The organism is Hazenella coriacea, assembly GCF_004341825.1.
GTDB lineage: Bacteria > Bacillota > Bacilli > Thermoactinomycetales > Thermoactinomycetaceae > Hazenella > Hazenella coriacea.
Genome location: NZ_SMAG01000010.1, coordinates 45,256 through 60,128 on the forward strand (window position 1 = coordinate 45,256; position 14,873 = coordinate 60,128).

The 14,873-nt window shown below is 40.4% G+C and carries 9 protein-coding genes; 4 read left to right on the forward strand and 5 right to left on the reverse strand.

Going from position 1 to position 14,873, the window contains the following annotated elements; all coding sequences use genetic code 11:
- Positions 1–169 precede the first annotated feature (169 nt).
- The 4 genes from EDD58_RS13530 (at position 170) to EDD58_RS13545 (ending at position 5,545) form a co-directional block, all read left to right on the forward strand.
- Entirely contained in the window at positions 170–889 is a 720-nt protein-coding gene (locus EDD58_RS13530; RefSeq protein WP_243648750.1) for an ABC transporter ATP-binding protein, read from the forward strand.
- Positions 890–1,026: 137 nt separating this feature from the next.
- Positions 1,027–3,654 (forward strand): ABC transporter permease, encoded by a 2,628-nt coding sequence (locus EDD58_RS13535; protein ID WP_165875982.1) that lies wholly within the window; start codon positions 1,027–1,029, stop codon positions 3,652–3,654.
- Between the two features lie 152 nt (positions 3,655–3,806).
- On the forward strand, positions 3,807–4,511 hold the full coding sequence (locus tag EDD58_RS13540; RefSeq protein WP_131926441.1) for a response regulator transcription factor: 705 nt from the start codon (positions 3,807–3,809) through the stop codon (positions 4,509–4,511).
- Positions 4,508–5,545: a sensor histidine kinase gene (locus EDD58_RS13545; protein ID WP_131926443.1), complete on the forward strand. Its 1,038-nt coding sequence runs from the start codon at positions 4,508–4,510 to the stop codon at positions 5,543–5,545. The genes EDD58_RS13540 and EDD58_RS13545 overlap by 4 nt, the downstream gene beginning before the upstream one ends.
- Positions 5,546–5,671: 126 nt before the next feature.
- On the opposite strand, the gene EDD58_RS13550 is transcribed toward EDD58_RS13545, so the two are convergent.
- The 5 genes from EDD58_RS13550 to EDD58_RS13570 all read right to left on the reverse strand — a co-directional run bounded on the left by EDD58_RS13550 (position 5,672) and on the right by EDD58_RS13570 (position 14,628).
- Positions 5,672–6,721: an alpha/beta fold hydrolase gene (locus tag EDD58_RS13550; protein WP_131926445.1), complete on the reverse strand. Its 1,050-nt coding sequence runs from the start codon at positions 6,719–6,721 to the stop codon at positions 5,672–5,674.
- Positions 6,722–6,919: 198 nt separating this feature from the next.
- The gene (locus tag EDD58_RS13555; RefSeq protein WP_131926447.1) at positions 6,920–11,380 is read right to left on the reverse strand and encodes a glutamate synthase-related protein; all 4,461 of its coding nucleotides are present in this window, start codon (positions 11,378–11,380) and stop codon (positions 6,920–6,922) included.
- Positions 11,381–11,764: 384 nt separating this feature from the next.
- Positions 11,765–12,772 carry a CPBP family intramembrane glutamic endopeptidase gene (locus EDD58_RS13560; protein WP_131926449.1) on the reverse strand — a complete coding sequence of 336 codons (1,008 nt, stop codon included), beginning with the start codon at positions 12,770–12,772 and terminating at the stop codon, positions 11,765–11,767.
- 159 nt (positions 12,773–12,931) lie between these two features.
- Positions 12,932–13,315, reverse strand: coding sequence for a globin domain-containing protein (locus tag EDD58_RS13565; protein WP_131926451.1), 384 nt, complete (start codon positions 13,313–13,315; stop codon positions 12,932–12,934).
- 14 nt (positions 13,316–13,329) lie between these two features.
- Entirely contained in the window at positions 13,330–14,628 is a 1,299-nt protein-coding gene (locus tag EDD58_RS13570; RefSeq protein ID WP_131926453.1) for a glutamate-1-semialdehyde 2,1-aminomutase, read from the reverse strand.
- Positions 14,629–14,873: the final 245 nt, after the last annotated feature.

Genomic DNA, 14,873 nt, shown 5'->3' on the forward strand with positions numbered 1-14,873 from the left:
AAGAATATAGGGGAGAACGTTTCCTCATCGATATGGATGAGACCCTCTCTGCTAAAATAGGTTTCTTGACAAGATCTTGATAAGTGATTGAATCCCTTTGGATATCTCTTATTTAAGATAAGAGAAAGTAAACAGTTACTAAAAATATTAGTCAAAAGGGGAAATGATTGTGATTCAGGCATCTGAGCTGTGGAAAGTATTTGGAAAAGGAGAGCAACGGGTTGAAGCCTTACGAGGATTGAATTTATCGATTCAGGCGGGAGAAATTGTTGCAGTGATGGGACCTTCTGGTTGTGGAAAGACGAGCCTTCTAAACTGTTTATCTGGGCTTGATCACATCACACAGGGTTCTGTAGAGATTGCTGGACAAAATATTCATCGGTTGAAAGAAAAGAAACTGGATCAATTTCGTGCGGAACAAATGGGTTTTGTTTTTCAGGCATATAATCTCATCCCTGTGTTGTCAGCAGTGGAAAATGTGGAATTACCTTTATTAGCACAGGGGATCCCTGTGAAAAAAGCAAGAGTACAAGCAGAACAAGCATTAGGAAAAGTAGGACTTCGTAATCGGGCTCATCATCTACCGACCGAGTTATCAGGAGGACAGGCTCAACGTGTTGCGTTAGCTAGAGCGATTGTCAATCAACCGAAAGTCATTTGGGCAGATGAGCCAACGGGTGCTTTAGACCGTGAAACTAGCCAAATGGTGCTTGATTTATTTGATCATATTAACCGAACGGAGCAGACAACGATTGTAATTGTTACTCATGATCCAAAAGTTGCTGAACAGGCTAATCGAATTGTGTATATGGATAGTGGAGTAATTGTAAAAGAAAGATTGACCCAGCGTCCGACCACTACAAAGGTAAAGGCAGGCGAACAGAGATGAAGATAGGGGTTATCATTATGGCTTCATTATGTTGTTTGCTAATTGGAGTGACACTCTTTCTTAGTTTCAAGTATCCACACCTACGAAATATGGCTTTTCGAAATATCCGTTTGAGAAAGACCACGAGCATACTAACCATGATCGGATCAATGGTCGGAACTGCTCTCATCACATCAGCTTTATTATTGCAGACATCTATAGAAATGAGTATTGATCAATACTTTGATAAGCATTTTGGTCCGATCTATTCAGATATTTATGCATCCCAACAAAAGGATTTACATCGGGATTATTTTGAAGAGAGAGACCTGAAGGAAATTGAAAAGGATATCTTTAAACAGAGTGAAGAATTTAAAGGGTTTCTGCCTGTAAACAGTCTTTATGGGACGCTTCTTAAAGTAGATTCAAAGGGAAAACCTATCTTGCTTCAACCTGCTATTTATTTAAAAGCCTTTGATTTAGATTTAGCTAAACAGTTTGATCCAAAAGGAATGAAAGATATACAAGAACTACCCACTAAAGATGAGATGATCCTTTCAAAAGCAACAGCTGATCATTTGGAGTTAAAGGTGGGAGATTCTGTACAGTTGCAGGTTCCTGAAAAAAACCCAGTCTCTTTAAAAGTAAAACAAATTGTGCCAGAACAAGGATTAACAGGTTATCGAGGATCACAGAATGGAACCGGTACAGGTATGATTTCAATGGAGTTGGCTCAAGAGCTAACAGGGATTTCTACGGGATATACCAATGTCTTAGTTGGTTCTAATCCACAAATAGAATGGTCGAGTGGGTGGATTTCTATCTTAGATGATTGGGAGCAATACCATGTTTTTAGTTTGGCGTTAAATCAACTAGAAGGGATTTTAAAGTTCATTCCATTGTTTGTAATTGCAAGTGTGAATGCGATTATCATTGGAATCGTGTTAATGTTAAACATTTATAAAATGATTGCGGATGAACGTAGACGAGAGATGGGCATGTTACGCGCAGTGGGGATGAAGCGAAAAGATCTAGTTCGTATGCTTCGTTTAGAAGGAATGATCTATGCTCTAGGTTCAAGCTTTCTAGGAACATTAGCTGGGATTGGAATCTCGAAGCTAATCTTGCAGGGAATTGGTAAGGTTTTTCAACAAGCGATCCAGTATCAGAGTCAATTGAATGTCCAATACCAATTTTATATTGATGCCCCATCACTGATTACGGGTTTCTCAATCGGAATTCTATTGGGTTATATTAGTATGGTTTGGATTGCTTGGAGAGCGACTAAAACTCCTATTGTACAATTATTGCAGGATCTATTTGCTATAAAAAAGACAGATGGGAATGGGTGGAATCAAACGCTGATTCAGACCCTATTTGCACTCTGTTTTGGAATGATTTCATTGGTTCTTGTAGTGATTACCATGCGCCCAGCTTACCAAGTTTGGCTAGAACAACATGAACAACAAGCCGCTCTTGTTCAAGTGATTCTTTCTTTAACGATCATTATTAGTTCGATTCTGTTTGTATTTATGGGATTACCGTTTATTTATAAAGGACTACAAAAAATGATGTCCTTCTCCTCACGGTTATATGGAGTTCTTGGTCTAGCTTTTCGTTATCCACAGTTGAACAAAAAGAGAACTCTTCTTCTACTGAGTATGTTTACGATGGTTTTATTTATGACAGGTTTTTCAGGGATCATTAATGCTACATTCGCTCCATATTTTGCACAGTTTGATCCCAGAAAGGCGACAGGTGGATTTGATGTACTAGCAGAAACGGATCGAGCTTTAACCCAAGAGCAGGTTGACCAGATGATCAAGCAATCTTCCTATATCAAGCAAAACGATTTATCTGTTGTGACTGTGGTTCATCATTTTCCATTGGAGAGTGATCGGTTACTGTCACGTGAATTAATCAATGGTGTGGATGAACGATTTGTGCAACATCAACAAATTAAATTGCTTTCACGAGATGATGGTTATACATCAGATCAACAGGTATGGAATGAGTTGAAGAAAAACCCTGAAGTGGTAATCATTTCAGAATCTATTAACATGGGTAGTGAGAAAAAGTATCAAGTGGGTGATCTATTTGAAGTGGCACCTGGTGTATCGAAAAAAATGATCGGGATTGCCGAAACGTCAAAAGAAAGCTATGGTTTTGCTACTTCACAAGGAGTTTGGATTCATCAGAGTGAACTGGATCGAATCGCACAAAACAAGCTAATTACAACAACGATTTTGTTTAAAGTACAAGACTCAGATCGTCTTGCAATGACTGCTAAAGAGATTGAAAAGGAGATGAATCAGCAAGGGATTTATCCCACTCGTAATCCACAACAGCTTTTTGTTGCCTCTCAATCTTTTATTCGAGTTTTACTTTCTCTATTAGAAGGATTTAGTGCTTTGGCAACAGTGATTGGGATCGTTGGTTTAATGGTTGTCATGTTCCGAGTGGTTCGCGAACGAAGACAACAGATCGGGATGTTGCGAGCTATGGGAGTTCATAAATCATTTATCTTCTGGAGTATGATTTTAGAGGGAACTGTGATTGCAATGACAGGAATTCTGTTAGGATTGCTGCTAGGTACTTATGTAGGGATAACAATCATTCAAACTGTTTTAGCTGAAGGGAATACAACCATACCGTTAGTTTTCCCATATCTAAAGTCGACCACTTATGTCTTAGTATCTTTGTTTATGGTCGTACTTTGCTCAGCCCTACCCGCCCGTCAAACACTCAGACTCACACCTGTCGAAGCGACCCGATATGTCAGTTAAGCATTGGGTTTATAGAGGTTGGATAGCAATTTCTATGGTTAAAGTTCATTGGTAATCATTGTCTCGTTCATCATTAGAGTAGTAAGGAGTTGAATGATGAACGAGCTATTTTTTTCTTGTAAAATGAAAGGAGGAAAAAAGGAGGAGCTTGGATGGAAAAAAGAATATATGTGATTGATGATGAACCCCAAATTATACAAGCTGTAAGTCAATATTTAAATCAAGAGGGATTCATCACTATTGGAGAAACGAATCCACAAAAAGCTCTCGATCGATTGCAAAATGGTTTAGAAGTGGATCTTATTTTACTTGACTGGATGATGCCTAAACTCAATGGGATGGATCTATGTAAGCAAATTCGGACTTTCTCACATATCCCTATTATTTTCTTAACTGCTAAAACGGACGAGTATGAGATGTTATTAGGATTGGAATTAGGAGCTGATGATTATATCACTAAGCCCTTTTCGATGAGAGAGTTGGTGACCCGTATTCGAGTCGTATTGCGTAGAACACCAACGATTTCTTCCCTCAGTCATCGTGAACATCAAGAAATGATCGTGGTGGATGAATTAAAAGTGTCGCCTTACTCACACCAAGCATGGCTCGGTGAACAAGAAATAGATTGTACCCTTTCAGAGTTTAAAGTCCTATCCACGCTTGCTTCGCATCCAGGTCGAGTATACAGTCGAGCACAACTGATAGAGGTATCTTTAGGAGAAGAATATTTGGGCTATGAACGAACGATCGATACACATATCCACAATTTGCGTAAAAAGATGAAAAAAATATCCCCTAATTTTAATGGGATTCGGACAGTTTTTGGAGTGGGCTATACTCTAGGTGATCGCAAATGAGAGCTTGGATTCACCGTTATGGACTGGGGATGCAAGCTTTTTTTCTTTTATGTATGTTTGTCTCTGTTTGGATGGGACAGGTGGGAATGGTCTCCAATGATTCCCTCTGGGGTTGGTATTTATGGGGTAGTTTATGGCTTCTAGGAGCTACTTTCCTACTCTGGTTTCATCTCAAACAAAGACAGCGTTTACAGCTAGTTAGAGAGTTAGCTGAACAGATCCAGATGCGCCCCCAACTGAATCAGATCCACGTAAATACAAATGACGAGATATCCTTATTGCTAAAATCAGTTCAACAGCTAGGAAATCGTATATCAGAAGGAGAGGAGCTGCGTAGTCAATTAGTTGCGGATGTCGCTCATGAATTACGAACTCCTTTAACGATTATTCGGGGACAGTTGGAATCCCTAGTGAATCAAGAAAAAGTAGATTCAGTTCAACTGTTTCCCATTATTGATGAGACGATCCGTATGTCCCGTTTGATTCAAGATTTGCAGCAACTTAGTCTAGCAGAGTCTCGTAAGATTCAGTTGCAAAGAAAATGGATTTCTTTCGAAGATTGGTTGCAGGAGATGATTGAAGTTCTTGCCATTGAAGCTGAAGAAAAACAGATTCAGCTATCGATAAAGCATCTGATTCAGGGAGAAGTATATTGGGACCCACTCAGAATGAAACAAGTACTCATCAATATCCTTGGCAATTCACTTCAATATACACCCGATGGTGGGCGGGTCGAGATTGAAGCTGAAATCAATTATGATATGGTACAAATGGTGATCACTGATTCAGGACCTGGAATTCCTCATGAAAAACTCCCTTATATATTTAAACGATTTTACCGAGTCGATGGTTCGCGAAATCGATTATCTGGTGGGACAGGAATTGGTTTAGCGATCGCCAAAGAGTTTGTGGAGATTCATCAGGGATGGATTGATATTGAAAGCGAGTTAGGAAAAGGTTGTGTAATAACGATCCAGGTTCCCGTATTTCCTGAAGAAGAGAAGTCCACTCCATTCTTTGATTCCGAGAGATGACAAAAGCCATGAAAGAATCCCTTGAAAAGTTGTTTTCTCTATATCAAGGGATTCCGCTAAAAGTAGCACAAATTGATTTCATAAGTGATTTCAGATGAAAGGTTGACTCCATGGATCAGCTCAAGATTAGAGAGGTAAAACAGGCGCTTGGTTTTGGGATAGAAAAAGTAAATTGCCCTTTCTCTTGGCTAGATGGATATTCTCTTTGATGCGAAGGAGTTGAACCATGTAGGGGATGGGTTCTTCAATATGTGGGAAATGAGCTGAATTGTGGTACCAAATGATCTCCTTGATCGGAGCTTCGATATAGTGAAAGTAATGTTCTTGAATTTGGACTGGATTGACGACATCATAGCGTCCCATCATGAGGAAGAACGGAACTTCTAGCTTGGGAACCTGTTTATAAAGGTTTACTTGTTTGAGCTCAAGAGATAGGTATTTGGACGATTTGCTTTGGCCTTGTTTCCATTTCCACCAATCTAGCCATGTATATTCAGAGGAAATAAAACCAGAGAGAATCATGTGTGAGAAAGAGCGAAAGCGGATTACTCCACCGAAACTATTTAACCAGTGGTATAAGATTTTTCGTTTCTCACTTCTACGATAGGGAGGGTCACCGATTAGATAGAGTTGCTTAGTGGCTCGATGGTGAGCCGTTTTCACGGAGTGATCTAAAGTTAGTTGGTAAGAAACCCATTCACTTTCTTGTGGTTCCACAAGCTGACTCATTCCAATATAAGCGTGTATAAGTTCAGGATATAAACTAGCAGTCAAGATCCCGATGATACTTCCCCAGTTGTGACCAACTAGGTATATTTTATTTTGCTGAAAACGATTTAATAGATATTGGATTAACTCATGTGTATCTGAGACGAATTGATCAATGGTGAATGTCGCAGGGGAGACATAGGAATTAGACTTTCCGGCTCCACGTTGATCCCAGTGGACGATGACAAAGTGATTTTCCAGTTCTTCTTGATAACGGCGAATAAACCCGATTTGACCGAATCCGGGACCACCATGTAAAAAAAGAAGAATAGGTTGATGGCGATCTCTTCCGCGAATCATAATGGTTTGTTTGATGCCACCAATCGTTACTTGTTCGATGATAGCGATACTTCCCTCAAGCTCTTTTTTTCGATCATCGAGGAAGAGAGGAGTATGACTTTTAAACATCGATAAATCCCATCCTTTTTCGGTGCACACAAGATTTACCCTCTAAGGGCTTAGTTGCGCACCCAATTTTTCAACCACTTAATAATTCATGATTAACTTTTGTATACATTCTACTTTTAACTAGATATTTCCTTTTTTGGATCATGTGTTGAAAAAAGAACAACCTGTTCAGAGGGATCAGGTTGTTCTTTTTGAACTTTATTCTGTAGAGATGGAAGGGTCTGCTTGTTGTTGGACAGGGATGATCTGGACAAAATGGTCTGAGAGATTTTCCAATAATAGTTGTATTTGTTGTGCAGTGGAGAGTTGACCAGAAGCGATTAATTCTACTAGGTAAGCATTCAATAGTTCTTGAAGATCTTGTACACCTTGATCGTAGAGTGGTCCCAACGCCACCTTTGCTGCTTTAGCGATTCGTCGCTGAATGGCTTCTTGATCTAACCCTAACTGAGGTTGGAGTCGAAGATAGACCACTCCTCCGGTCATTCCAGAGCAAATCCAAGGACCTGGATCACCAAGCACAACAGCTCGCCCATTTGTCATATACTCAAAGGCAAATCCTTTGATATTGGCTCGATTGGCAATCATACCAAGATCATCACGGAGTGGCTCTTTCAATTCACCAGCAATGATCAAGTCTGCACCCGAAAGGCGAATCCCTGCTCGTGAATCGGCATCTCCTTGAACAATGAACAAGCCTTGTTGTGCACCATAACAAAATCCTTTTCCAACTGAGCCATTCATCCATTTAAGCTTTTTATTGGGGGATTTCAAGATGGCTACTTTTCCACCAAAAGCAGTTTTTGCTACACCATCCTGAGCTCCGCCGTGGACTGTGACTTGGATTCCATCAGCATGAAAGGCGGCAAATCCATTGCCTGGGATAGATCCATTCAAGTATTCGAGTGAGGTTGGAGGAAGTGAACGATAACTTCCATCCAGTCGGTGGCGTACTCGTTGACTAGATAAGTCACTCACTAATACTCGATGAGCACTATGAATGCCAGTATAAGAAGTGGGAGCTTCATTCCGATGACTATGAGGTAAATGGTTTTCTTCCAACCCAGCTGAGATCATAGTAGGTGTAATGGAAGACTCAATCGAACTGACTTGAAGTAGATCAGATAGGTCGAGTCGTTCTTGTTCCCTTGTTTGTATGAGTAAGTCAGAGCGTCCCACCAAGTCTTGAGTTCGTGTAAAACCAAGTTGTGCTGTAATTCGCTGAATCTCTTTACTTAAAGTAGTAAAGAGTTGTGTCAATCCTTCGATCGAACGATCCAATTCACGAGGTACAAATCGGCGGAATCCATGCTCCTCTGCCTCAGCGACAGTTTCTACTTGAGTGGCGATTCCTACATGGCAAGTATCTAGATGACATCCCCGACATGTAGTACATCCAATGGCTAACATAGCAAGTGTGCCAAATCCGACTCGGTTTGCACCTAAGCAGATGATTTTGATCACATCAAGTGCACTTTTGAGCCCACCATCAGCCCAAATCTCGACTTGATGGCGAATTCCAGCTTCAAGTAAAGCGTTGTGAGCGGCTTTTACACCGATTTCAACAGGTAGACCCACATGTTGTAAAGCATGAACTCGTGCTGCTCCTGTTCCTCCATCAAAGCCACTCAGGGTAATGATGTCTGCTCCTGCTTTGGCAATTCCGACTGAAATAGTACCAATGTTAGGCACAACAGGAACTTTGACAATTACTTTTGCAAATGGATTGGCTGTTTTTAATTCCGTGATGATCTGTGCTAGGTCCTCAATCGAATAAATATCATGATTATTCGAAGGAGATATTAAGTCGTTACCTGGTGTCGCATTTCGTGCTGCTGCTACTTTTTCAGATACTTTTTTTCCGGGGAGATGGCCACCTTCACCAGGTTTGGCTCCTTGTCCAATCTTGATCTCTAGGAGATTGGCTGAGTTGGCTAGTTCAATATTGACACCAAATCGTCCAGAGGCAATTTGATGTCCACGTGTGTGTGGATATTTCCCCAACATATCTTTAATTTCGCCGCCTTCACCATTTAAGCTAACCATATTAAGTCGCTCAGCAGCTTCGGCGTATGCTCGAAAGGCCACTTCGTTTTGCGATCCAAATGACATAGAACTAATCACAAAAGGAAGATCATGGTGACCAATGGAACAATCTACGTCATCGGGGTGAATGTGATTTGTTTCAGAAAAGCGAAAGTCAGACAAATGACGCAAACTGATTGGGCTATCTCGTTCTAATTCATGTAGTTTAAGTGCAAAATCCTCGTAGCTGATCGACCCTTGAGCTAATTGCCCAATCGACTTCCAGATTCTAGGCCATAAGTGAAATAAGCGAGCTGGCTTCGCTTGTTCACTATGAAAGTCAGCCATGCGTTCTTCTGCATCTTTTTCCAGCTGATCCCAGGAAAGTCCCGCTTTGTCTGTGCCACAGTAGTTTACAATTTGCAGTAGGTCTGCAATCTCAGAGTGAAGACCGATAGATGAAAATAAGCGTGAGTATCCACGAAGCTCATGAATACCTAGGGTGGAAACGATTTTTTCTAACCCCTTATAGAGTGCTTGATATAAGTGAACAGATGATAATGCCTCTTTTTCTTGGATTGTTGCAAACATCAGATATGGAGAAATTGCATCAGCTCCAAGACCGATTGCGATGGCGAGATCATGTAAATTACGGATGGCACCAGATCGTAGTACGATGCTGACAGAGCGACGTAAATTTTGTCCTTCAGATTGTGTCGTATGTTTGAGGGCTAGATCTACTTTTGAAAGAGCTAGGTAGGGGTCCAGATAGAGTGAATTTTGCTGATGACATTCTTCGTCGTCAAAGACCAAGAGTGTAGTTCCATTTATAACGGCACTCTTTGCTTCCTCAGCCAATTCAGTTAATCGTTGCTGGATTCCTGTGGCTGGGGAATAGGTCAAAGAGAGTTTTGTAACTTGGTTTTTTTGATTGAAAAATTGAACCAAATCATCAAAAGAAAGGGTTAAGCATTGGTTACATACTTCAGCTGCATGTGGACCTTCCAAAAGAATGGGAGAGGGTAATTCGATCCGGGTGGCCTTTTGCTCAGTAGGCGATTGGAGAACAGGTCGTTGACCGATCACGACTCGAGTTGAAAAATGCTCCATTTCGCGCTCACGATCGATAGCTGGATTGGTAACTACAGCAACACTTTCTTTGATATAGTCGGGCAGATTTTGTCTCACTTTTGCCAGAGCGGCTAATGGTCCATCATGCCCCAAGGATCGGATCGGATCAACGCCTGTGTCAGCCATTTGCTTGACCATTTGGAGATGTTCTCGTTCCCAACCAAATGCTGCATAGGCTTGATCTGTAACAGATAAACACGTTGATGCTAACCCGTTTCCTTGCGGTGTAGTGATAAAGTCACGGAAATCGGAAATCTCCATTTGTGAAGTGGTTCGCTCCCAAACGAGTTGCTGTAGCTGATGATGGGGGATTAACTTAGCTGTAGGAGTCAATTGGACACCAATGGTTTCTCCAGGAGCCAGAGGTTTTGGCTCACTAACCATGTCCAATCCGGGAATAATCCCTTGTTCCGATGAGAAATAATAGGCTCGCTCACTTTCGATTTGCCAGAGTGGACGTAACCCTAACGCATCCACACGGAAAGCACACTCATCGCCATAACGTGAAATAATTCCAGCTGGTCCCTGAGCAAAAGGTCCCCAGATTTGTCGATAGTACATATAAAGGTTTTGAAGGTGTTTCGGAAGTGATTTAATTTCGTTGATAATGGGTGGGAAGACCATTTCGATGGCCTCAAATAAACTATATTGATACTTGTGAATCAATGTTTCAATTAAACGATTGACATCTTGTGAGTCACTACTTTCTTCGGCAAGAGGAACTCCAATCATGAGAGCCTCATCACGTAATTTGCGGATTGTATTAATCTCACCGTTATGTCCAAGAAGAGAGAATGGTTGAACTCGAAAAAAATTAGATAACGTGTTAGTTGAATAGCGGTTATGACCTAAGGTAACTAAGGATTGAAAGTCAGGGTCATGAAGATCGACAAAATAGAGAGGAAGTAGACTGGCAGCACCCATAAGCTTGTAGATTACGGTTTGCTCGCTAAAAGAGGCAACTTGAATGGGAAAACGTTTTTCTGCTTCGATCACCCAATCGAAGCAACGACGAGTAAGTTGCTCAAACGACTCGGGGAGCAATCCAACCTGCCAAAAATGAGGTTCATCAGCTTGAGCAATTGTTCCAAGTACCGAACTATTTACTTGGTCAAATTTTTCAGCTAAAATTTGGAACCTATGAGCTCTAAAGAGAGAGCGAATCTGGGACTTTACTTCCTCTGTCCCTAGTTCCAAGTTTTTAGGAAGAAACAGATGAGCGACAACAAAGTGAGGATCTTCGGCCAACTCAGCGGAGCATCCATTTGCGGCTAACTGCTTTGCCCATATTTTACGTGGAAGATCTGTAAGGATTCCGCATCCGTCCCCTTCGCCATTAATAAAACCAGAGCGGTGTTCCAACTTGATTAACGCTTCAATGGTGTCCAACATATTTTGTTGTTTGGCAACTCCGTCTTTCTCGATGGTGGTAACAATTCCACAGCTGTCGTACTCTTCAGATAACAAATCTTGAAAACGACCCAATTGAGAAATATTTGTCATAGGAACGGTCAGGGTTGACCTTTCACCTCCGATAAAAGAATCATTTACAAATCATTGATACTCCTTGGATCAATATGCTACTCATATGACTATATAGAGGAGTATATTAAATAGAATAACATGAATTTTTTACGCAAACAAGATTGAATTAACATTTTTATTTATCATAACGTTTATTTATACGATGTGCTTTTTCTTTGGAAGTGTGTATATATGCGTTAAATTAAAGAGGAAGAAGGAATTCATAAAGAAAGCGCTTTCATTTCTGTTTTTATAATTATAAACTAATTATAAAAAAATACATCAAAAACGCTCCTCTCGTCAACTTCAACAGAGGAGCGTTTTATGCTTCAATAAGTAGGCTTCCTAATTCATAAATTCCGATTACCAATAATTTAGAATATCAAACACCAAAAAAGTCGTATTTAAAACCATATGTAACAGGATCGGAGCCCATAAGCTTTGATATAAATGTCGGAAAATAGCAAATACGATCCCTGAAATAAACAAAGGAGCAAATAACGGAATGTCTACATGATCCAGTGCAAAAATAAATGAAGGGATCAGAATCCCAATCAAGGCTCCCCAACGCTTCGTAAATAGTTGTTGATAGAAACCTCGATATAAAATCTCTTCATTGATGGGGCCAATGACTCCAATGCATAACCACTGTACAAGAATATACGCCCAACCTTTTTCGATCGAATGTTGAATATCTTCTTCAATCGAGTTCATTCGTTCTGACCCAAGATCTAGAGAAAAAAGTTGGCTCACGGCTTCCGTAATGACCCCATCGACAATGAAATAAATAAAAAAGTAGCCTGAGATCGTAAACAAAGGAAGAAGGAACCACAGCCATCGAAATGGGATTTGAATGCGAAATCCGATCACAGAGAATCGTCCCCAAAATAAGGCAATTGCTGTAACTAAATAAGAGATATCTATGAAGAATTGAAAAAAGGTATTAATAATATAAGGATCAATCGAAATGACATTTAAAACACTAAGCAGATAAAAAAAGACGAGATAAATAATCTGATTCCAAGCAAGATAGTAGACCAAATCTTTAAGAGATAGATAGGGTTGAAGATGAGCTTCATATGAAAATAAAGTCAAGAATCCAAATAAGAGAAACGATAGAGTAGCGGCGAGGCTAAGGAGATCCATGAACGAAAAAGTGACACTATACCATAAAGGTAGATAATCTGTGAATTGAATCAACCATGTATTTTGATCCGTTTTTGTCCACTCAAATAAACCAAAATTGATTAAGCGTTGTGCTAAATGAATAATAAATAAAACCCATGCACTAAGGTCTCGAAGTTGATGAAAGCGATTTTTAGGCTGTTGAACTGATAAAGAGTGCGTGGTTGAAAGGGTTATTTGTGTCATATCTACCTCTTAGATGAAAGATTTTTGAAAATCGGGTGATAAATTTATCTTAATCAACGAATTATTTAAATACAACGGAAAAATAAAGAGACTCTAGAATACAATTATCTCTAAATAAAAACTAGCTCTTCAATATTTGAAGAGCTAGTCAGACTTGAACTATTTTTCCTGTTGATTGATCATGTGATGAGCAGACATGACCAAACGACTCCAGATCTGCTCCCGTTCTAATCCTGAAATCCCCACTTCATCGAGTGCTTCATGCATGCAAGACAACCATGCTTCAGCACGTGCCGGGGTAATAGGAAAGGGTAAATGTCTGGCTCGAAGCATAGGATGGCCGTACTCATTGGTATATAATGGAGGGCCGCCGAAAAACTGAGTCAGGAAAAGGTATTGCTTTTCCATCACAGGTTGAATATCTTCAGGGAAGATCGTCTTTAGTAATGGATGAGCCTGAACTCTAGGATAAAAAGCTTCTACCAATTGTCTAACTTTTTCAGCACCACCAATACGTTCGTAGATGGTGATTTTTTCATTCATTTGATCGCTCCTTGCTACTTACCCTGTGACATTCTTTTAAAAGATCGTTCTACTGCACGGATTGTAAATTGAATGTCTTCATCAGAATGGGTCGTGGTTAAGAACCAAGCTTCATATTTAGAGGGAGCTAGATAAACACCTTCTTCCAACATCAAACGGAAGAATTGCCCAAATAGCTCTCCGTCTGCTTGTTGTGCGTCTTCATAATTTACCACAGGCTGATCAGTGAAGTATACTGCAAAAGCCCCACCCATACGGTTAAGGGTAATGGTAATATTGTACTTTTTGGCTAATTCTTCAATGGCGTCAGCGAGCGTACGACCCATCTCATCAAGTCGTTCATAAGTTCCAGGTTGAGCAAGTGTTTCCAAACATGCGATTCCAGCTGCAATCGATAAGGGATTTCCTGCCATGGTTCCAGCCTGATACATCGGACCCATCGGAGCCACTTGATCCATGATTTTTTTACTGCCACCATAAGCACCAATCGGGAGTCCACCACCCATGATCTTACCTAATGCAGTTAAATCAGGTTCTACATCGAAGAGTGTCTGGATTGCACCATAGTGGAAACGGAATCCTGTGATCACTTCATCAAAGATGACTAGTGCACCTGCTTGGTGAGCCCTTGTTTTGACTTGATTGAGGAAATCAGGAGCTGGAGGTACAATTCCAAAGTTACCCACTAAAGGCTCAACTAATACCCCAGCAATTTGATCTCCCCAAGCATCTAACGCTTGTTGGAAAGCATCTAAATCGTTATATGGAACTGTAATGACTTCTTGTGCAAGACTAGGTGGAATACCAGCACTATCGGGAATTCCAAGTGTTGAGGGACCAGAGCCCGCAGCGACAAGTACTAAATCAGAATGACCATGGTAGCATCCTGCAAATTTAAGAATTTTATTACGCCCTGTATAAGCACGGGCCAAACGGATTGTTGTCATGACAGCTTCAGTTCCACTATTAACAAAGCGAATTTGTTCCATGGATGGAATCGCTTCACGTAACATCTGTGCTAAACGTACTTCTTTTTCCGTAGGTGTTCCATATAATACACCATGACTAGCAGTCTCGATAATCGCAGCTGTCACATGTGGATGAGCATGACCTAGAATGATGGGACCAAATGCAGCGAGATAGTCAATATAACGATTGCCATCTTCATCCCAAAAATAGGGTCCTTGTGCTTTTTTCATAAATACAGGGGTTCCATTGCCAACAGCACGAAAAGAACGTGATGGGCTATTTACCCCCCCGACGATTACATCTAAAGCTTCTTGATATAATTGTTTTGAACGTTGTAATTCCAAGAAAAAGTCCTCTCCTTTCTTTACCAAAGACAATTGTACCGATGTTTTTTAAAAAATCATAGGGGAATGTAAAAGAGTTCTTCGATAGTCAGTTGTTTCTTGATTTTAACTTGTGATATTCTGAAAATGGTAACGTATGATCTTGTGGGGTCAAGCACTTTATATTCTAAAGTTTGTTGCATATATAGATCAACTTATCATTTGTTTAAAAGTGATATGTGATGGTAATTGCAACTGCCTAGTTC

Excerpts from the sequence above, each read along its gene's own strand:
- EDD58_RS13535 (WP_165875982.1), top strand. The coding sequence starts at position 1,027 with ATGATCGGATCAATGGTCGGAACTGCTCTCATCACATCAGCTTTATTA.
- EDD58_RS13540 (WP_131926441.1), top strand. The coding sequence starts at position 3,807 with ATGGAAAAAAGAATATATGTGATTGATGATGAACCCCAAATTATACAA.
- EDD58_RS13545 (WP_131926443.1), top strand. The coding sequence starts at position 4,508 with ATGAGAGCTTGGATTCACCGTTATGGACTGGGGATGCAAGCTTTTTTT.
- EDD58_RS13550 (WP_131926445.1), bottom strand. The coding sequence starts at position 6,721 with ATGTTTAAAAGTCATACTCCTCTCTTCCTCGATGATCGAAAAAAAGAG.
- EDD58_RS13555 (WP_131926447.1), bottom strand. The coding sequence starts at position 11,380 with ATGACAAATATTTCTCAATTGGGTCGTTTTCAAGATTTGTTATCTGAA.
- EDD58_RS13560 (WP_131926449.1), bottom strand. The coding sequence starts at position 12,772 with ATGACACAAATAACCCTTTCAACCACGCACTCTTTATCAGTTCAACAG.
- EDD58_RS13565 (WP_131926451.1), bottom strand. The coding sequence starts at position 13,315 with ATGAATGAAAAAATCACCATCTACGAACGTATTGGTGGTGCTGAAAAA.